General features: G+C 32.6%; 10 protein-coding genes. 2 read left to right on the top strand and 8 right to left on the bottom strand.

The window, feature by feature from the left end:
* Window positions 1–48: 48 nt before the first annotated feature.
* From HXZ74_RS06740 to HXZ74_RS17180, 4 genes are all read right to left on the bottom strand, one after another.
* Entirely contained in the window at window positions 49–1,170 is a 1,122-nt protein-coding gene (locus HXZ74_RS06740) for a MauE/DoxX family redox-associated membrane protein (RefSeq protein WP_286474494.1), read from the bottom strand.
* A gap of 2,168 nt (window positions 1,171–3,338) precedes the next feature.
* Entirely contained in the window at window positions 3,339–4,583 is a 1,245-nt protein-coding gene (locus HXZ74_RS06735) for an efflux RND transporter periplasmic adaptor subunit (RefSeq protein ID WP_286474493.1), read from the bottom strand.
* Window position 4,584: 1 nt separating this feature from the next.
* The gene (locus HXZ74_RS06730; RefSeq protein ID WP_286474500.1) at window positions 4,585–8,946 is read right to left on the bottom strand and encodes a CusA/CzcA family heavy metal efflux RND transporter; all 4,362 of its coding nucleotides are present in this window, start codon (window positions 8,944–8,946) and stop codon (window positions 4,585–4,587) included.
* A gap of 125 nt (window positions 8,947–9,071) precedes the next feature.
* On the bottom strand, window positions 9,072–9,392 hold the full coding sequence (locus HXZ74_RS17180; RefSeq protein ID WP_280061562.1) for a DUF6660 family protein: 321 nt from the start codon (window positions 9,390–9,392) through the stop codon (window positions 9,072–9,074).
* A gap of 340 nt (window positions 9,393–9,732) precedes the next feature.
* Between HXZ74_RS17180 and katG the strand changes: the two genes are divergently transcribed.
* The gene (katG, locus tag HXZ74_RS06725) at window positions 9,733–11,952 is read left to right on the top strand and encodes a catalase/peroxidase HPI (RefSeq protein ID WP_286474491.1); all 2,220 of its coding nucleotides are present in this window, start codon (window positions 9,733–9,735) and stop codon (window positions 11,950–11,952) included.
* A 140-nt stretch (window positions 11,953–12,092) separates the two neighbouring features.
* On the opposite strand, the gene tamL is transcribed toward katG, so the two are convergent.
* The 3 genes from tamL to HXZ74_RS06710 all read right to left on the bottom strand — a co-directional run bounded on the left by tamL (window position 12,093) and on the right by HXZ74_RS06710 (window position 20,824).
* Entirely contained in the window at window positions 12,093–14,441 is a 2,349-nt protein-coding gene (gene tamL / locus HXZ74_RS06720; protein WP_286474489.1) for a translocation and assembly module lipoprotein TamL, read from the bottom strand.
* Complete coding sequence (locus HXZ74_RS06715; protein WP_435653707.1) at window positions 14,438–19,693, bottom strand: translocation/assembly module TamB domain-containing protein; 5,256 nt, start codon at window positions 19,691–19,693, stop codon at window positions 14,438–14,440. Before HXZ74_RS06715 ends, tamL begins: the two co-directional genes overlap by 4 nt.
* A 93-nt stretch (window positions 19,694–19,786) precedes the next feature.
* Window positions 19,787–20,824 (bottom strand): serine hydrolase domain-containing protein, encoded by a 1,038-nt coding sequence (locus HXZ74_RS06710; protein WP_280061566.1) that lies wholly within the window; start codon window positions 20,822–20,824, stop codon window positions 19,787–19,789.
* Window positions 20,825–20,963: 139 nt separating this feature from the next.
* Here HXZ74_RS06710 and HXZ74_RS06705 point away from each other — a divergent pair, with 139 nt between their 5' ends.
* On the top strand, window positions 20,964–21,290 hold the full coding sequence (locus HXZ74_RS06705; RefSeq protein WP_125349744.1) for a hypothetical protein: 327 nt from the start codon (window positions 20,964–20,966) through the stop codon (window positions 21,288–21,290).
* A 40-nt stretch (window positions 21,291–21,330) separates the two neighbouring features.
* On the opposite strand, the gene HXZ74_RS06700 is transcribed toward HXZ74_RS06705, so the two are convergent.
* Window positions 21,331–22,398 carry a patatin-like phospholipase family protein gene (locus HXZ74_RS06700; protein ID WP_286474487.1) on the bottom strand — a complete coding sequence of 356 codons (1,068 nt, stop codon included), beginning with the start codon at window positions 22,396–22,398 and terminating at the stop codon, window positions 21,331–21,333.
* Between the last annotated feature and the right edge of the window lie 72 nt (window positions 22,399–22,470).

Genomic DNA, 22,470 nt, shown 5'->3' with positions numbered 1-22,470 from the left:
TTTTTGAGTTTAATAATAATTTACAATTTTTAAAAAATGTAGCTTAACTTACACTGGAAAATTCAGGGGGATATCCATTACCATGATTTGATTTCTATAATGATAAAAATGCAAGATTTTATTAGTTATAGGATCAACCAATAGTAAGCCATCTAAATCAAATGTTCCATCAATTTGTTTATTCAAAATATTGGGTTTTAATTTTAAATATGGAATGTTGTTTAATGATATTATTCCTAATGTTTGGTTCTTAGTTTTAGAATGCAATGATTTAATTATAAAATTAGAGGAGTCAATAGCTATTATTTGATTATAATACATTTTTGGATAGCTAATGCACTTACTAATAGAATCGGTTAATTTTCCTGAATAGATTAATGATGAGCTACCATCAAAAGAAAAAATAGAATTATTTAATATTTGAATTTTTATATTTTTAGCTTGATGAGGATATTCTAATTTATATTTTTTAGTCGTAATTTTTGTAAGGTTCAAATCAACTAAAGTAACTAAACTGGGCGATGTATAATTTCCTAGAAAAATAACATTATCATTGTAACCAGCATAATAATATGAATTAGCTCCTAGATTAATAGATGTCCTATTTTTTATAGCATGCGGTATAAATCGTCTTGTAAAATTATTTTCTTGTTTGATGATGTGTTCAGATGTAAGAAATAGCATAATAACACTTCCAATTGAAACAATCGAAATAGCAAAGAAGTTAACAAATAGCTTTCGTTTACTTTTTTGATAAATTGCTGTTTTACACAAGTAAATAGCAATTACAGCTAATCCAACAAAAACGAGATTGAATATCAAATGTTCTGTCCATCCCAGTTTCTCTAGAATTCCACCACAAGAACATGGGACAAAATCACTGTAATTAATAATTAGATAAATATAAACAGTGAATGCAAGCATTAAACCATAAGAAGCATACAACCCAATTTGTTGTGTTTGCTTGATACAAAGTAATAATACAATTACAATTTCCACAATAATTACGGCGTAAGAAATAAATCCTGCGTATGCACTTAGTAATGGTGATTGTGCCAATTGAATTTGAAAATTCTCAAAATCCATCAGTTTACTCACAGCTGCATAAATAAACAAAATAATAAATAGGTAGCAGATGAGTGTGTGTATAAACGGTGCAATTTTTCTCATCTTTTAGTAGTTTTAATTCATAAAAAATAACTTTCTAACATCTAACATCTAACATCTAACATCTAACATCTAACATCTAACATCAGTTTTGAATAAGTAATTTTTTGTTTTCATAGTCGTGTATTTTAGGATTATTAATATTCTTAGCTTAAAATTAGAAGGCATAATTATTAAAACAATAAAGAAGCACGTCAAAAACATAAAGACTATGTTGATTTTATAAAAGTGTCACCTGTAATTGTTTATATGATTGATAAATAATGATTTAGTAAATGTTAATTTTTTAATTTACTATGGAAAAGATACACTATCACGCTGTATAAATGTGCGAAATTTATAAATTCATACATTTCATGGAGTAATCGATTAATGATTTGTGATAATTTACAAACGTAATTGAGTTTAAAATAAGTAATTTACATTGAAATCTACTACTGTTTTCATCTAAAAAAAACAATGTTTATGAAAACATCTATACCCTTCTAATTAGATTTTTATGGCTTATTTTAAACATCGAAAAAGTCTATGTAATTGATCAACTAAGCATATAAACAAATGACTTTCTGGTTCAGAGAATTGATTCATTGCAAACCAATAAGAACAATCCTGAAGTTTGGAAGTACATTAAGACTTGTACTGAATTAGCTATATACAAATTGCAAGTGTATGAAAGTATGACCGAAAAAGATGATCCCTATGAAAATGCAATGGCATCAATTAGCGTATAACTATAACAGGATTTATTTAAAAACATGTATAGTTATTTTAGGACGGGACATCTATAAATAGTAGCAGGATACTCCCAAGATAAAGGCAGGATAAAGGCAACATAGTGGCAGTAGGGTGGCAGTAGAATGTATGTATAAGGTTTTTGATATGGGATTTACGATGTAAAATGTTTTTATGAACAATTAGATATGAGATTCTTTGAAAGTTCTGAATGACAAGGAATTTGAATATTGAAAAAGGATGAGAAACCGGCATTAAAACTCTCACGTTAAGAAAATGTTTAAATGTAACGTTAAAAAGATTTTAGCCCGTAGGGTTTTTAAAATCTTTAGTGGAATGAGAACATTTTTAGTAGAGAGGTTTACAGCCTTGACTTTTTGGTTACTTTTTAGTCAATTAAAAAGTGACATTAAAGAATTTTTAATTTCAAATGTTATTAAAAAGGAATTAGAAAAATCCGACGATTTAGAATCGAAATGCAATTCAACTCTAAATTATTGGAATAAAAAAAGTTGGAGTGTCTGAGTGGAGCGAGTTGCCAACTTTATGGAAATAAATTATTTAAAATACCTGAGCCATACCATGGTTCCTCTTTTTAATTTCAAATGTTTTTTAGATGAGCTTCCCCGAAGGGCATATGAATACCGATAATTAAAATAGATAAGCTATGAATAAAAAAGTGACAAAAGATTTCTCGATACCTCGAAATGATATATTGAATGCGATTCTGAGACAAGCTCAGAATGACAGAAAATCCGTTGTTAAATGTGAATTTGAGTATTGAAAAAGGAACTAAAACTCCGACGATTTAGAATCAAAATGTAATTCAACTCTAAATCATTGGAATAAAAAAAGTTGGAGTGTTTGAGTGGAGCGAGTTGCCAACTTTATGGAGATAATTTAGTTAGTTGAATTACCTGAGCCATACCATGGCTCCTCCTTTTAATTTCAAATGTTTTTTGGATGAGCTTCCCCGTAGGACATATGAATACCGGTAATTAAAATAGATGTTCAATTAATAAAAAAAGTGACAAAAGATTTCTCGATACCTCGAAATGACACAAATTGTCAAGCTGAATTCATTTCAGCTTCTCATTACTGTCATTCAGAGTGAAGTTTTCAAAACGTTGTATCGAAGACTTAGACGATAATAACGAATAACAAAAACCAGTTGTCATTCCGAAGTAGTGAGAACGGATGAGGAATCTGCTAGCTTAAGAACAGCAAATTAAATGCGATTCTGAGACAAGCCCAGAATAACAGCTAGATGATAAGTTTTGATGAGTATCATATCATAAAAAAGTATTTGAGATTTTTGAATTACGAATTAAATAGTTACTTATTTATTACAACTACTAAAAAGTCCAATAAACATATTGTCTATCGGACTTTTTATTGGAAGTTAGTTAGGGGAACAACTCAATTTATTTGAATTGTTTTTAATGTCCGTGATCGCCAGAATTACTTAATTTAGCATTAACGAAAAAGGCTCCTTTTACAACAATCTGTGCAGTTGGATCAATTTCATTTACGGTTGTAATAGCTGTGTAACCCATATCTGAAGAACCTTTTACAACCTCGATTTTTTCAAAGTTTATCGATGTTTCATTTTTATGTTCTTTGTTCTTTTCGTTCGGATCTTTACTTTCTTCATCTGTATGCTCTTCTACTTTTTTGTTTGTTTTGACAAAGATGTAAAATTTACCATCCGCTTCTACAATTGCATCATTGGGAACAGCAGGTGTAGAGGAATTACTTAAGCTTACGGCTCCTGTAATATTCATTCCATTTATCAATCCAGATTTATTTCCTCGTACTTTGCTATGTACTGCAATGGTTTTACTTTCATTTTCGAAAGAAGAACCAATGCTGTAAACGACTGCTTCGTAACTGTTTCCTGGATTATTTGTTAATTCAAATTGAATAACTTGACCAACTTTCATTTTAGGTAAATCTTTCTCGAAAACTTGTAAATCTAAGTGAATAGAACTGTTATCAATGATTTCAGCGACAGGAGACGAGACATCTACATAACTCCCTATTTGCGCAATAATTTTACTTACCGTTCCACTAATTGGTGCTGTAATTACCATTCCATTTTTCAAATTTGCATTGCTTACTTTAGAAGGATTAATTCCCATCATTTGCAGTTGACGAGACAAAGATGCTTTTTGAGAACGTAATGTTTTCAATTCAGCAGAAGAGTTCTGAAGATTCTTTTTTGCACCAGCATCGTTATCAAACAATTCTTTTTGTCGTCTAAATTCTTGCTCTGCATAGGTAATTCGACTCAAAACAGTTAAATATTGCTCTTGTGTTAGAATAAATTCTGGATTTGAAATTGTCGCAATTACTTGTCCTTTTTTGACATATGAACCTTCCTGAATGGGTAAGGTTTGTATTACTCCACCAAACATGGATGCAACACTTGCCATATTGCTATTCGGAACGTTTAAAATTCCATTTGCTTTAATCATAGCTGTTAACTCCTTTACTTCAATTGTTCCCAGTTTTACACCAACAGCCTTCATTTGTTCTTCTGTTAGCGTAGCAATTGTTTGTGGAGCTTCTTCGTGCTCAGCTTCTTTTTCTTCTGTAGGTTGTGCCGTTTTTGTTTCTTTGGTACAATTACTTAGAAATAATATGGCTAACACGCTATAGATAATAATCTTTATTGTTTTCATTTTATTGATTGATGATAGAATTAATATTGACAACAGTTTGATTGACTTGTTGTATCGATTCAAGATATTTTAATTGAATATCCGTTGCGGTTTGCAATGCAAAAAGATATTCGACATACGAGATTTCACCAGTTTTGTAACCCAATTGAGCTGCCTTTACAATTTTTTCTGCATTTGGAATGGCTTGGTTTACGTAATATTCATATTGTTCCCAATCTTGCTGATATTGATTAATCGAATTATCAAGTTGAATCTTTAGCTGTTGTTTTTGAAAATTGGCTGTTTCTTGAATGGCTTGTTTATCATATTCCAATGCTTTGATTTTTGCCTTTGTAGCACCAAACGTTAAGGGAATTGCTACACCAAGGTTTACTGAAGTAAAACGATCAAGACCATTGTAATACCTTTCAACTCCATTTTTTTCGTGCATTCCAATCATCGATAAACTGTTTACACCAAGTGAGAATTCTGGTAAACCTTCGGCTTTTAAGACATCTTTGTTTCGTTCTGTAATTTCCATCTGTTGGTAAAAAGCTTTTAGAGTAGGATGATGCTCAATTGTAGAACCGTCTAAAATTCCACTCAATTTTAATGGAATATAATTCGTCTCTTTGGTAATTGTAAAATCTTCTTCGGTATTCAATAATACGTTAAGATTTTTGTACGCATTTGCTAAATACACTTTGTTTTGTTTCAGCAACAAATTGATTTCTCCTTGTTGTGTTTCTGCCGTATTAATTTCGATTTTCTTAATATCACCTGCATTAAATCGAACCGAAGCAATTCGAATAAATTCTAAATAAAGTTTATTTAATTGTTCGAGTTGATCATGGTTATATTCTAAATATTCGATCTGATAGAAATAGGTTCTCACTTGTTTCAACAATTCGTTTGTTGTCACTTCCTTTTGTATCTTCTTGTTATTCACTTCTGATTCTAACACTGCCTTTCGGTGTTTAAAAATCGTTGGAAATGGAATACTTTGAGAAATAGATAAACCATAATCAAATTTTGGACTCGCATATTGCCCAAGTTGTGCTTCCACATTTAATTTTGGTAATTCATTTGCGGTTCCTTTTAAAGCTTCACTTGATGAGATACTTCGTTCATTTGCTTTGATTAATGGATTATTTTCAATTGCAATTTGTTGAGCTTCTTGAATATTAATTGAACGAGTTTGCGCTTGAGTAGATTGTCCCATTAAAAACATCCCGATTACAAGGAATGGAAGTGTATTTTTTGAATTCAATTTTATTTTCGGAAGTTTTGAATTGAATATTAAATATAACATTGGTAATACAAATAAGGTTAAAAAAGTAGCTGTGATTAATCCTCCAATGACAACTGTTGCTAAAGGTTTTTGAACCTCGGCACCTGCGCCTGTGGAAATTGCCATCGGTAAAAATCCTAACGATGCTACTGTTGCTGTCATTAATACTGGTCGTAATCGGATATTAGTTCCTTCCATTATTCGTTTTAGAATATTTTTTTCTCCTTCTTTTTCTAATTGATTGAATGTTCCAATTAAAACAATTCCGTTTAAAACAGCTACTCCAAACAAAGCAATAAAACCGATTCCGGCACTAATACTAAATGGCATATCGCGAATAATTAATGCAAAAATACCTCCGATTGCACTCATTGGAATTGCTGTAAAAATTAATGCAGCTTGTTTGAATGAATGAAATGTGAAATACAATAACATAAAAATTAATAATAAGGAGATTGGTACTGCAATCATCAAACGTTGACTAGCTGCTTGTAGATTTTCGAACTGCCCTCCATAGGTGAAATAATAGCCTGAAGGCAATTTGATTTCGTTGTCTAATTTTGTCTGAATATCTTTTACAACTGATTGTACGTCTCTATCTTTTACGTTGAAACCAATTACAATTCTTCGTTTTCCTTCTTCGCGACTAATTTGAGAAGCGCCTAATTTATAACTCACATTTGCCACCTGAGAGATTGGAATTTGATTGCCAGAACTTGTAGGAATCATTAAATTGTTAATGTCATCAATGCTTTTTCTATGCACACTATCCAATCGAACAACCAAATCAAAGCGTCGTTCATTCTCGAAAACTTGTCCAGCTGTTTTTCCAGCAAATGCTGTACTCAACATATCATTTACATCTTGAATATTTAATCCGTAATTTGCCATTCGGATTCGGTCATATTCGACATTAATCTGAGGCAAACCACTTACGCGTTCTACTTGGGGTGCTGTAACACCTTCAACAGATTGAATTGCTTTTGAGGTTTTATCTGCATAATAAGAAAGAGAATCTAAATTTTCGCCAAAAATTTTGACAGCTACATCTTGTCGAATTCCTGTCATCAATTCATTAAAACGCATCTGAATTGGTTGATTTTTTTCAAAAAAAACACCAGGAATAACCTCTAGTTTCTCCATCATTTCATCACCTAATTCTTCATAAGAAATGTTACGTTTCCATTCGTCTTTTGGTTTTAGAACCACAATCATATCTGTTGCTTCAGGAGGCATAGGATCTGTAGGAACCTCAGCGGAACCTGTTTTACCAACGACCATTTTTACTTCATCAAATTCTTTTAAAATTCGAGAAGCTTGCATGGATGTTTCTAAACTTTGGGTTAAGGAACTTCCTTGTGGTAAAATACAGTGAAAAGCAAAATCACCTTCTTGTAATTGCGGAATAAATTCGCCCCCCATATTTCTGAATTGAATAACTGATAATGCAAAAATTGCAACTGTAATACCAACTAACCAATATTTGATTCGGATTGCTTTTTCTAATAATGGTTCATAAATTTTATGGATTTTCACCATCATTTTATCTGAAAAAGAAGCTTTGAGAGTAGGCTTTTTTGATAAAAATAAAGCACTCATCATTGGGATGTACGTTAACGAAAGAATCAATGCACCTAGAATTGCAAAACCAACTGTTTTAGCCATTGGTGTAAACATTTTTCCTTCTACACCAACCAATGTAAGAATAGGAATGTAGACAATAAGTATGATAATTTCCCCGAAAGCGGCTGAATTTCTAATTTTTGAAGCTGAAAGAAAAACCTCTTCATTCATTTCTTTTTGGGTTAATCGATGCGTTGATTTTCTAAGTCCAAGATGATGTAAAGTCGCTTCTACAATAATAACGGCTCCATCGACTATCAATCCAAAATCAATAGCTCCTAAACTCATTAAATTCGCACTCACACCAAAAACATTCATCATTCCTAATGCAAATAATAAGGATAGAGGAATGGCAGATGCAACGATTAAACCAGCTCTTAGATTACCAAGAAAAATAACCAATACAAAAATGACAATTAATGCACCTTCGATCAGATTTTTTTCTACTGTTTTAATTGCACGATTTACTAAATTCGTTCGATCAAGGAAAGGCTCGATAACGATATCATCTGGTAACGATTTTTGAATTGTTGGTATTTTTTCTTTAATTAGATTAACTACTTCATTAGAATTCGCACCTTTTAACATCATCACAACACCACCAACAGCATCTACTTCACCATTGTAAGTCATTGCTCCGTATCGTATGGCATGTCCTAGTCTTACATCAGCTACATCTTTTATAAAAATAGGAACAGTTCCCGTCGCATTTTTTATAGGAATTAATTTTACATCATCTAAAGAAGTTACCATTCCAATTCCTCGAATAAAGTAAGCATTTGGCTTCTTATCGATGTAAGCTCCTCCAGTATTTTGATTATTTTTTTCTAAGGCATCAAAAATATCCGATACACTAATTCCCATTGCGCGCAATCTATTCGGATCTAAAGCAACTTCGTATTCCTTCAATTCTCCACCGAAACTATTGATCTCAGCAACACCAGGCGTTCCGTTTAATTGTCTACGAACAATCCAATCTTGCATTTCGCGCAATTGTTTTGAATTGTATTTTTTCTCACTTCCCTTTTTAGGATGTAAAATATATTGATAGACTTCTCCAAGACCAGTACTCACAGGTGATAATTCGGGAATGCCAACACCTTGCGGAATGTCTTCTTGTGCTTCTTTTAATTTTTCGTTGACTAATTGACGCGCAAAATAAATATCTACATCTTCTTTAAACACTACCGTAATCACAGATAAACCAAAACGAGAAATACTTCTTGTTTCTTCGATATCAGGAATATTCGCAATACTTTGCTCAATTGGAAAAGTGACCAATTGTTCTACTTCTTGACCAGCTAGAGTAGGGCTGACCGTAATAATTTGGACTTGATTGTTGGTAATATCGGGTACCGCATCTATTGGCAATTTTGTTGCGCTCCATACGCCCCAGATAATCCACAATACAGTCATAATTCCAATAACAATTTTGTTTTGGATACTAAATTTTATGATTTTATCTAACACAGATAATTTGATTAATTGTATTAACATTACCCACTTATTATCAAAATAAATGAGCACAGAAAAGTGTTGACTTCAATTTTATATCAATTGAAATCAATGTGTAGACGAAAAAAGAAATCGTCTCGTTAAGCAATATTTATTTTAGGAGGTTGCCAGATATCGGCATACAATTGGTTTTGAATTGTATTCTTTTTGAATTGTATTTTCTTGGAAGTATTTGGTTCAAAAACTTTAGGAGTTTTTAGTAATCGTGTAAATTTCATTGATGAAATTGTAATTTGACAACAATTACAAACGCACAAAGGACTACATTGATCTTTATGATCTGAATTATCTTTCTCACTATGCACCATAGAAACTTGCGTTCTATTAGTATTTGTGTCTTGACATGGCACAAATGATAGAACATTAACATATAATGCAATTATGAGAATTATAAATTTCATTGTTACAAATGTATAAACATTTTTTTGACTATAATAATTTTACGATGTTAAGATATATTGAAGTTAAGATTGAAAATTTCTATGCATTGATATTATGTGAAATGTAGTTTTATCTTGATACAGATATAAACTTAAAAGCTAGAGGATTCTCGAAATCTCTTTACTCATTAAAAATAAACGAATCAATTTTTATAATATAATTAATAACTATTTAATTTACATTCTATATAAAATAAATTGATTGATTGATAAAACAATTTGATTTTTAATTGATAAGACAAATTACTATATTTATGATATTTACAAAACAAAAATTATTAAACATAAAAAAATAGTATTCATGGAGAATCAAGGAGGTGATATTTCAAAATGCCCTTTCCACAATGGTACAATGTCAAAACCAGTGGCAGGAGAAGGAACACAAAATCAAGATTGGTGGCCAAATCAATTAAAAGTTGATATTTTACGTCAACATTCAAATAAATCGAACCCAATGGGGGAAGATTTTAATTACGCCGAAGAATTTAAAAAATTAGATTTAGAAGCTGTTAAAGCTGATTTAAAAGCTTTGATGACTGATTCTCAAGATTGGTGGCCAGCAGATTTTGGGCATTATGGTCCATTTTTCATTCGTATGGCGTGGCATAGTGCGGGTACATACCGTGTGCAAGATGGTCGTGGTGGAGCAGGTGAAGGACAGCAACGTTTTGCGCCGCTTAACTCATGGCCAGACAACGTTTCGTTGGACAAAGCGCGTCGTTTAATTTGGCCTATCAAACAAAAATATGGTAATAAAATTTCGTGGGCAGATTTAATTATCTTAACAGGAAATGTAGCATTAGAGTCGATGGGATTCAAAACGTTAGGTTTTGCTGGTGGTCGTGCTGATGTTTGGGAACCAAATATGGATGTTTATTGGGGTTCTGAAAAAATATGGTTAGAAGAGAGTGGTGGTGCAAATAGCCGTTATTCTGGTGATCGCGATTTAGAAAATCCGTTGGCTGCGGTACAAATGGGATTAATTTACGTGAATCCAGAAGGACCAGATGGTAATCCAGACCCTTTGGCTTCTGCACGCGATATTCGTGATACGTTTGCGCGTATGGCGATGAATGATGAAGAAACATTGGCGTTGATTGCCGGTGGTCACACTTTCGGAAAAACACATGGTGCGGCTTCGGCTGATCATGTAGGACCAGACCCTGAAGCTTCTGATTTGGAAATGCAAGGTTTGGGTTGGAAAAACTCGTACGGAACAGGAAATGCAGGTGATACAATTACATCTGGTATTGAAGTAACTTGGACAAGTAAACCAACAGAATGGTCAAATTTATTTTTAAGTTATTTATTTGGTTTCGAATGGGAATTAACAAAATCTCCTGCAGGTGCTCATCAATGGGTAGCAAAAGATGTAGGCGAAATTATTCCACATGCGCATGATGCTTCAAAAAAATTAAGACCAACGATGTTGACTTCGGATATTGCGTTACGCATGGATCCAGCTTACGAAAAAATTGGACGTCGTTTCTTGGAACATCCAGAAGAATTTGAAGATGCTTTCCGTAAAGCGTGGTTCAAGTTAACTCACCGTGATATGGGACCACTTTCTCGTTATTTAGGTGCAGATGTACCGAATGAAGTATTCACTTGGCAAGATCCAATTCCAGCTGTTACGCATGAATTAATTGACGAGGCTGATATCGCTGATTTGAAAGCGAAAATTTTAGCTTCAGGATTATCTGTTTCAGAATTGGTTTCTACAGCTTGGGCTTCGGCTTCTTCTTTCCGTGGATCGGATAAACGTGGAGGAGCGAATGGTGCGCGTATTCGTTTGGAACCAATGAAAAATTGGGAAGCAAATAATCCAATTCAATTGAATAAAGTCTTAACAGCTTTAGAAAATATTCAACAAGAATTTAATTCAGCGAATTCGTCAAAACAAGTTTCGATTGCCGATTTAATTGTCTTAGGAGGAAATGCAGCGATTGAAAAAGCAGCAAAAGATGCTGGAAAAACAATTACAGTTCCGTTTGCAGCAGGTCGTGGAGATGCAACGCAAGAGGAAACAGAGGTTGAATCTGTAGCGTACTTAGAAACAATTGCAGATGGGGTTAAAAACTACCGCAAAAACACAAGAAGATCTGTTTCGACAGAAGAATTGGTGATTGATAAAGCACAATTGTTAACGTTGACTGCTCCAGAATTGACAGTTTTAGTTGGTGGAATGCGTGCGATGAATGCGAATTATGATGGTTCGAAACATGGTATTTTCACTGATCGTCCAGGTCAATTGACAAATGATTTCTTTGTGAATTTATTGGATATGGGTACTGTTTGGAAAGCGACAGATGAAACGAAAGAAATCTACATGGGATCTGATCGTAAAACTGGAGCACCAAAATGGACAGGAACTCGTGCGGATTTAGTATTCGGTTCAAATTCTGAATTACGTGCCGTAGCAGAAGTTTATGCACAAGCTGATGCGCAAGATAAATTTGTACATGATTTCGTGGCCGCTTGGAACAAAGTGATGAACGCAGATCGTTTTGATTTGAAATAAATATATCATTAAATAAAAAAAACGGATTCTAATTTAGAATCCGTTTTTTTATTTTTGCTTTACGCTTTACGCTTTACGCTTTACGCTTTACGCTTTACGCTTTACGCTTTACGCTTTACGCTTTACGCTTTACGCTTTGCTTAGAATGGATAGCCAATGGCGATGTTCAAGATCAAGTTGTCTTTTCGCCATGCTTTGTCTCCAAAATCTATTTTATCAAATGTCCAACGGTCATTCTTTTCGTAATAAGGCACTCGAAGTGGAGTTGCTAAATCTAATCTTAAAATTAAGATATTAAAATCAAGACGTAATCCTAAACCAGCTCCAACTGCTATTTCGCTCATAAAATCTTTTGAGAATTTTGCACCTGGACGTGTTTCATCTTCGTTGATTAACCAAATATTTCCTGCATCAACAAATAACGCAAGGTTAAGAAAACTGAATAATTTCTGTCTAAATTCTGCATTTAGTTCCAATTTAATATCACCTGATTGATCAAAAAAGAAATTTGCATTTTGATTACGTGGATCATAACTTCCTGGTCCTAATGTTCGTGCTCTAAATGCGCGAATACTGTTACTTCCTCCTACAAAAAATTGTTTGGAATAAGGAACAAATTCAGAGTTTCCATATGGATAGGCTATTCCTCCAATGAATCGTGTGGCTATTGATGATTTTTCTGAAAATTTGTGATAGAAACGGAAGTTATGTTCCATTTTTGCATATTGACTAAATGGTATTTTGAAAATTTCTTTTTCCTTGTCTTTTTTCGCATTCGCACCTGTTATTAATCCTGTTAAATTTCCAGCCAAATCAACTAAACCTCGGTAATAGAATGTGCTTTTTCGAGGTAACATTGTTGTGGTATAAGTATACGAATACTGTGGTCCAAAAATTAATTGTTTGTCGACAACGCGTTTCAAACTTGGGTTGATGATATTTCCAATTGAATCGTAGATTTTGCTGTTGTATTCATCTGTCACTTTTTCTGGAAAGACTAAAGTTGCACTAAAAATCTTTAAATTATGTTCTTTTTGCGCATTCTCTTTCCAAACGTAACCAAAAGAAGTATTGAAATTGTGAAGCGTATATAATCTCGATCTGTTTTGATATTCGTAACCAATCTCAATATTGGTTCTCGGTACAAACGCACTTGATGAATGAAATTTGAAAGGCGCTACAATTCTCGGAATAGAAAGTTGCGTATTAAAACCAGCTCTAAAAATATTATTTGCATCTTTTTGTCCGCCCAATTGCATATCAAATGCACCATATAACGCCATTTTAAGCTGTTCTGCACCTTTGAAAATGTTTCGATGTGTCCAATTTAAATTTAACTCACCACCACCATAATTCGCCGAGTTTGTTCGTCCTAAAACTTCTAATCTCAACGACTGAAATTCGCGTGGTGTTAAGGTATAATACACATCAAATTTATGGTTAACCGAATCAGAAATCACGAAATCATTTTTCACAAATTTGAACACACCCAAATTAATTAATCGATTCAGGGTTAAATTATGATCTGCTCGGTTGTAAATCTCTCCCGTTTTAAAATATAACGCACGGTCAAAAACTTTTGGCTTGAAACTATTTTTTGGATCAACCATGTAAAATCCATTTTGCTCGTATTTTGCTAAGGAATCGTTGTTCATCGGCATTTTATAGATCCCTTTTCGTGCGTCTCGAATGTTATAATCTGGGAAAACAATTACTTTGTCTATACTATATTGTTGTTTTGCTTGTTCTGGCGTTTTGTCTTTTAACTTGACAAAAAGTTCGACATCTTGCTTATTCGTAACCGTACTATCCGCTTGCACAATGATGTTATCAGGATGAAAATAATAATAACCATTTTCTTTCAGACGCGCATCTATTCGTTCTCGTTCTGCCTTGATCACATCCAAATCGAAAGGTTGCTTATCTTTCAATAATGTATTTGCTTGCGTTTTTTTAATTTCTTTGTTGACCGCCAAAGTGGTATCTTTTGGGAAATTAACTTGGTTGATGTAATAACGTTTGCGCGGTTGCAAGACATAATGCACTTCCGCTTTTTTGTTTTTACTTATTGTATCACCCTGTGCTTTGGCATTGAAATATCCTTTGTTTTCAGAATAATTGACCAGAATTTTTTTATTGAATTCGATGTCGACATCTCCCAATAAAACAGGTTTTTGTCCCACTTTATATTTTAACCAATATTTCAATCCTTTTTGCTTTTTAGGTTCGCTCGTGATGTTGTAAATGTACAAACGAGGACGAAGTCCAAAAAAACTTGAATTAGGTTTTGGAATGATATTTTTTTCGAGATTATCTTTCAGTTCAGCTTTGTCGGTTTTGCTTAAAGAATCGCCTTCTATCGTTAATTTAGAGCCTGTATAAAGCATTTCACCTTCTTTCAGAAAACGTGTATTGCTACAAGAAGAAATACCTAAAATAGAAACTGAGCATGCAATAATTTTAATATACGTTAAGGTTAATTTTTTCATGGTTTCGCTTCTTGATTTTGTGTTTTTCTATTTGCTCTGTTCGCTCTATTTTTTCTTCTTTTCTCGAAAATTTCTTTGAATTTATCGTAATCTAATGTGATGATAAACCCAACGCCTGTTTCTACAATTTGTCCTTGTAATGCGACTTGGTATTCATCTTTTCGATAAGCTCTCAACATGTATCGACCATCACGCGATAAACTATAATCGATGGTGATATCGCCTGCAATATTGGTCATGTTTTCATTTTCTCGTGCATCACCATCTAAACCAAAATTACTTCCAACCGAAACTTTCAATCGGTCGTTTAGTAATCGTTTGCTCACGGCAACATTCAGGTCAGTTCGTGTATTTTTAGATCCCGAAGAGTAATCGTCTTGTGTATCTAATCCCAAATCGATATCAATTCCTTGGATTAAATCATCCGCCAAATTATTTAACTGTTGCGACAAAATATTACTCACACTTTGTAACGCCATCGTTTCTGCTGAAACACTTGTTTTACTTTCGAATGGATTTTCGCCAATAAAACGATTCAATAATAACAAGGCAAATACTTGTTTGTTCATTTCGGCTTCATCATTTTTCAACTGATCCAATTTCGATTGTGTATTTTCGATCACCGCAGTTGCAATGGAAGGATTGTCTTTATCCATTGAAATATTGAATTTAATATCAGGTTTTAATAATTCACCTTTTAAAATTAACTCGGTATTGAACGGAATTCGTTGTTTGTACATGTTCATTTCAGAAGATGAATAGCCCGAAATTTGTTGTTCGATTAAATCAATAGGAGCGGCTTTTGTTTTGTAAATCGCCGTAATGTCTAAATTGGCTGTAGTTGGCTCGCCAGTCCATGTAATGGTACTTCCTTTCTGAATATCAAAACGACGTTTTAACAAGCTCACCGAAAGTTCGTACGCACCTTTTTCTACTTGATAAACGCCAACCAAAGTCATTTTTCCAGAAGGATCCATTCCGCCCGTCAACTCAGCTTCACCTTGTATTTCAACGAAATCTCCGTTTGCTTTATCGATAATAATTGACGTTTTGGCTTCTTTGCTGATTTCAATATTGACACTGACATCCAACCCTTTTATTTTAGATTCGGCTTTTAATTCATCCGTTTTAATCGTTTCTTGCAGCGCCACTTGATCTTGATCGATGAATTCGACAATTCCTTCGCGCTCTTGTAAAGAAGGTGAAGATTGCGGTAAAACAAATGTGAAATTCGTATCATCAGTTACTGTTAAACTTCCGTTTACTTTTGGTAAATCTAAGTCACCTTTTATCGTCAAGTTTGCATTAACAGCTAACTTTCCGTACATGATGGCGTCGTTCGATTTTTCTGAATTTACCACATTGAAATCTCGTGCATTTGCTGTTAAATTGAAGGCAAAATCACGGTACGTTTCGGTTAATATTTCTCCTCTTATCGTTAAAGAATTACCTTCGTTATCATTAATCTTGAATTTATTGAACTCAATTCCTTTGTTCGTGAAATCAATCGCGTCATCAATTTTTCTGAAATTACTTCCCGTTTCAGCAATCGTTAAACCAACTTGATTAAATTTTACTTGACCTAAAATGCTCGGTTTATCCATTGTTCCAGCGATTTTTAGATTTCCAGAAATATAACCTTCTGTGTCTTTGATTTGATTCATTGTAAATCCTTGCACCGATTTCATTTCTAATCGATTGATATCTAAAGCTAAATCAAACGCACTTTCTTTGGTATTATAATCTCCAAAAATCTTCATGTTGTTGCTGTTTCCATCTAAGGTAATGTCAGCGTTAATCGTGGTTGGAGAAGTGTTTTTTACTTTTGCTATAATATTTCCAATAGGATTTCCGAAAGCTTTTAAATCTGAAACGGTCAAATCAGCATTGAATGTCATTTCTTTGTTTAAATCTCTAATTTGAGCCGTTCCGTTGATTGTTCCTTCAGCAGGTAGATCATCTTTTTTAATGATTTCTGCAATGGTTTCAATTTTGAAATTTTTGATGGTAATATTCAGCGGACTTGTTCCTTTTTCCGATTCAGATTGTAATAAAATTTGACTTCCATTGTTCATCAAACTGAAATTATGCGCGACAATTCCGTCTTTTCTCAACTGAATTAAATTTCCTTCCCCAACTTGCCATTGATCGTAGTTTAAGACCAATCCATTCGGATTTAAACTAATTTCCGTTATATCATTTAGTGTTTTTAGATTTCCAGCTACCAAAAATTGCGTTGCATCTTTCGCATCCTTTGTCGAAACGTTATAATTGATGACATTATTTGTAATATCACCATTCAAATCAATTTTTTGCAATTGAAAACTTTCGCTTTTTAATGCATCCACATTCAACGAATACAACAAGGCTTCATTTTGGTTGGATAGTTTTAAAACTCCGTTGTTAATTGTATTTGTTCCGTATGTTAGATTGGGGATTTTTCCATCCACATTAAGTTGTTTTGAATCGGCATCATAAGTTGCGTCAAGTGTTATGGTTTCGAAACTTTTCAAATCTGGAACAAATCTTCGAATCAACTCATCATCTTTAATTTTAGCATTCAAAGTAAAGAATTGATGAGGTTCTATTTTTTCGTCTTTATTCGGTTTCTGAAATTCATAATATTGGTTAATCGTTGAAGTTAGCGAACCAAAAATTTGCGTCAATTTAAATTTTCCTTTCATATCCAAATCGGCCAATTGCGAAGTCAAATTAATTTGATTCGAATCAGCAGTTGAAGTCGCAATCAAGCTCACTTCTTGCATTGGAAAAATATCTTTTGTATTGGATAACGCAAAGTTTTTCAGGTACAAAGAACCATTTAAATTATCTGGATTTAAATCAGCAAAATTGGCATCAATTTCTCCTGCAACAATCATCGGTTCGTTGTAAAAACCAAGTTTTTGAACATCTAATTTGACAATATTTCCGTTCAATTTTACATCAGATAAATCTTTTTTGTACACACCAGAAGCTGTCAAATTAAGATTCGCATTCGGATCTTTTGAGAAAACATGCGCATCAAACACACCATGATTCACTTTTGCATCGAGTGCAATATTTTGATAAGTATAGTTGTTGTAATAAGCTGATGAAACGGTTCCCGAAAGTTTTGTAACCATTTTTTCAGGGTTAAAACTTGTTCCAATAGCATTAATTTTTCCTGTTATTTTACCTAAATCCTTGTTGCTAATAAGCGTTCCAACATCCAAATTTTGTAGATCTGCTTTGACATTATATTTTTCTGCATCCTTTTTTTGCATGTCCACAATTGCATCAATTTTCGCATTTCCCAACGTAGAATTTATAGCCAATTGCGTATTGATGATTTCGGTTGTTCCTTTCGCTTTCCCTTTGACAGAAAGCTTTGAAGGAATTCTAATGTTATTTGGAATGGTATTTTTCGGAACTAAATTGTATATCGTTTTAGAAGAAGTTGAGAAGTTTTTGATGTTCATATCATAAAATAAATTCTTCGGATTCATCGCATTTTTCACTCTTCCAGAAGCCGAAAGTTGCAAATCATCTAAACCAGAAACTTGTAAATTATTAATCAATAAATCGTTTACTTTTCCTTTTACATTGGTGTTAACACTCAGAATGGCGTTTGGATATTTATCGAAAGGCGTCGTATTTCTAAGCGTTGGAGCAAGATTTAGAATATCTGCATAACCAATTTTTGAGTTTTTGATATTTGCATTCACCAAAACATTTTCTGGATGAGAAGTTAACTCATTAATTGTATTGTAACGCAAAATAACTTCGTCACGAAGAACGGTTTTTGGTGTTTGTAAATAAAGGTTTTTCAGATACGCTTGTGTGTTAGCGTACAAGAAATTTGTTGTCAATTTCTGAATATTCAATCCTCTTGATTCCTTTATTTCAGCACTTTTTACTTGTCCAGCAAATGTGTTATTTTTCATTTCGAAATCGCGCAAATCAAGATTTAATTTAGAAAAATCCAAATGATTAAAATCCATTCCTTGTGCTGTTCGACGTTCGGCTGTATTGTTGTATTTTACTTTTACATTTTCTAATTTCGTTTCGTTCAAAACCAAATTCATTGGGGTTGAAGAAGTGGATGAATTCGAAGTAGAATTGTTCGAAGAAAGGAATAAATTCGCTTCGATATCAGCGTCTTTCAACAAAATATTTTCGATGTCGAAAATAGAATTTTCAAGGTCAAGTTTATTGACTTTCGTTTCGAATTCGTTTAGGTTAATTTTGGCAAAAGTCTTCGAATTTTCGTCACCATAATTGACTTTGATATCATTCAAATTAATCTTACTCAACCCAATTTGCAATGGAGTTTGTTTTGCAGTTGGATCAATTTTATCCACATTATTTTCTTGGATTTTTTCAACCATTTTTTGATTAAAATCAACCAACAAACCATTCACCAAAATATCATCAACCGCATACGAATTTTGTTGTAAATCAAGCTTTTTAACACGCGTTTTGAAATCTTTGAATTTTACTTTTGCAAACATTCCAGAAATATCATCGCCATAATCGATGTCAAAATTGGTTAAATTAATTCCATTCAACTCAATTTTCATCGGCTTTTGATCATTCAAAGAATCTACTTTTTCTTCTACTTTTTTCGCAACTTCTTTTACAATATCTTGTTTCAATTTTAGCTTTAAACCATCCAAATTGATATCGCCAATTCCATAGGAATTTTGCTCTAAATCGAATTTTTTGACACGCGTATCAAACGAATTTAGATGAACTTTGATGTTATTTGCCGCTTGCTGATCATTGAACGAAACATTAATATCATTCAGTTTTATTTTATCTAACGAAATGATAAATGGCTTTGAAGGACTTTCGTCTTTTTCGTCTGTTACAAAAGCATTGATAATATAATCGAAATTGAATTTTCCATCTGGTTTACGGATAACATTGGCATGAACACCGCTCAAATCAATAGATTTTATATCTGCTTTACTCTTTGTCAATTGCCAAATATCTAAACCAACGTCAAACTTTTTGACCGATAAAAGCGTGTCCACATCTTGTCCTTGCAAAAAAAGATTTTCCATGACCAAACTGTTTGGAAAATCGATATAAACACGATCTAATTGAACCTTTGTATGTATTTTATTTTCGAGATAATCGACTAATTTATTTTTTACAAAATTTTGTACAGCAGGGAATTGTAAACTAAAAATTGCAATGGTCAACAATAGAATTATCGACACAAGTGTGATAGAAAAATATTTTAGTATTTTTTTTATATTGAATTTCAATTGGTTAGATTTTATTCGTTTTAGTTGGAATTAAGATACAAATTTCCTACAAGGATAATACCAAAAATGTTGTTTTATAGTAACTTAATGGAATTATTGTGTCAAATCGTTTTCTAAAAGCAAATTTTTGAATTGTTTTTCGTAGAAATAATAATCTTCCGAATTATCTGGCATTATATTTTGCAAGACAACCAAACTAACTTTTGATTTTGGGAAATAGATATTTATCGCAGAAAAACCATCTCCTAATCCCGTATGTCCAATGTAATTGATGTTATTTTCAGTCACATTTCTGATGTTATAGGCATAACCTTGTGGCGTTTTTCCAAAAACATCATGTTGCGAAAGAGTAGAAGGCGTGATCAAAAGTTGATACGTTTCGGGTTGTAGAATTTTACCATTGTGTAATAAATTATTCCATTTTACTAAATCATTCGCAGTAGAAATAATTCCATCTGCAGGTAAATTTTCTTCATTAATCAAGGTTTGATAATTTGGAATAAGCGAATCATTTCGATAAAAATATGCTTGAGCCAATTGATGTTTTTCGCTTTCAGAATACACAAAAGTTTCTTTCAAACCAATCTCTTTTATCAGATTTGTCGCCAATTCTCTGAAAGTTTTATGCGTTACTTTAGTCAAAATTTTACCTAAAAGAACACATGAATAATTTCCATATTTGAAATCTGTTCCAGGTTTGAACAATAAAGGTTTTGTGATATCTTGGATTCCATGTGTATGATTAAGTAATTGATGTACAGTAACAGAATCTGCCCACGATTGAGTGATTTCTGGTAAATATGTTTTAATCGATTGTTGTAAATCAATTTTACCTTTTTCGACTTCTTTCAAAATTAATACAGATGTAAATAATTTCGAATTCGACATAATTTCAAATTGATTTGACTTATTTAGTGCAATTTTCTCTTCAAAATTCTTAAATCCGTGTACTTTTTCATAAATCGTTTTACCATTTTTGGAAACGATCACAACTCCATTAAAAGGAAATGAATGTTTTGAAAGGATAATTTTTTCGAAGTCGAGTTTTAATTGTGCGTTTTTTTGCGCGAAAATTGGTTGACAAATAAGATAAATTAATCCTAAAGTCAAGATTTTTAGAAGAGTTTTCATTTTTGTGTTTTGGTTGATGTAAAAGTAAAATATTATCTGTTTTGAAATTGATAATATTTTAAAATTCTCTTAAAACTTTTTAATTTTCATTGGTTAAACCAATATTCTTTTATTAAATTTGAGTCAAACAATTGAAGCTATGAGAAGAATTTTTTTTGAAAAAGATAGCCACAAAGACTACTTATTTGTTATAATTGATCACGAAAGAGAATTGGATCAAATTTATAAAGTGGATAATTTTACGGACGAAACTGGACGCGAATATGTGTACACGTTGATTGGTGAACGCAAAAAACTGAATGCAGATTTGTTGAAACCGCATGTTGTTGCGCTAGAGAATGGAAGTTATACAAATTACAATGGAGAGGGAATTGTAACAGATTGTCACGCGTGTTTAGAAAGTATTGTGGATAATAGAGGATTGAATCGAGAACAGGAAATATTTGTTTATGTTCGAAATAAATAGAAATTAGAAAAGGCTTTGAAATTTTACTCAAAGCCTTTTTTTATGAGATTTCAACTTGATTGAAAATTAATTTTTGAACCACTTCGTCCAAATGTTCTTTGTGTTTTGCTACATAATCATTGGCAACATCCAATAACGTTTTAATATTGCTGTTGGAAACATTTCCTAAATCCAATGCAGATTCTGGAATTTCAGGATTAAATCGATAATAATTTTGTTGGTATTTTGGTTTCAATAAAGAGAACATGCTTCTCATTTCTTGATCGACCATATCAACTCCGGTCGAAATAAAAATGTCTACCAAAGGATCTACCCATTTCGATTTTGAAATTCCTGTTAAATGTTCGTGTTTATAAGATTTTGCACGCGAACCATTTCCGAGAGAAATGATAATAAACTCTTGTAAAGGTGCTGTTCCATTATACTTTAATTCATCTTTGAAGTATTTATTGAAATTTATTTTTTGCGTTTCGATAAAACCAACAAAAGTCGGATTGTTTGCAAAAACACCACCATCAATACAACTAAATTCTTGATCAGCGAATGATTTTATTTTTGCAGGTTCAAAATAAGTTGGCGCAGCTGATGAAGCACGACAAATATCTTTGACATAAAAATTTCGGAAAGGAGAAATTCCATCAATCGAATTGAAAATTTTTGGTTTTTGGTGCTCGGTATCGTAAGAAACTATGGCGCAAGGACGAATCAAATCTTTTAACTCTGTCTCTCCAAAAACGATTTTCAATTGCTCTTCCAATACAAGCGTTGGTAAATTATCTTTCAGCACACTCAACGGATTATTGAGAATTGTCCAGAATGTTTTTGAAAAAATATTTTTCCCTTCGCCTAAATAAATATTCAACGCATCTGTAATCGAGTGTTTTGCTCTTTTTGGATTTTCGGTAGAAGGAGATAATAACAAAGAAGCAATTAAAGCACCAGTACTTGTACCTGCAATAAAATCGACATAATCGCCTATTTTAGCATTTTCGTCATGAATTTCCTTTAACTTATCTTCGATGTATTTTAAAATGACACATGATATAATTCCTCTAATTCCTCCGCCATCCAAAGAAAGTAAGACAATTTTTTTCTCTTTAAATTCCATTTTTGATGTTCTATTGCTTAAAGTTAAACTTTTCATTTTAAATATTCTCAATAGTATTTATTTTTACACTTG

It is taken from the genome of Empedobacter sp. R750, assembly GCF_030324345.1.
GTDB lineage: Bacteria > Bacteroidota > Bacteroidia > Flavobacteriales > Weeksellaceae > Empedobacter > Empedobacter falsenii_C.
This window is presented reverse-complemented; position numbering and strand designations above follow the sequence as displayed.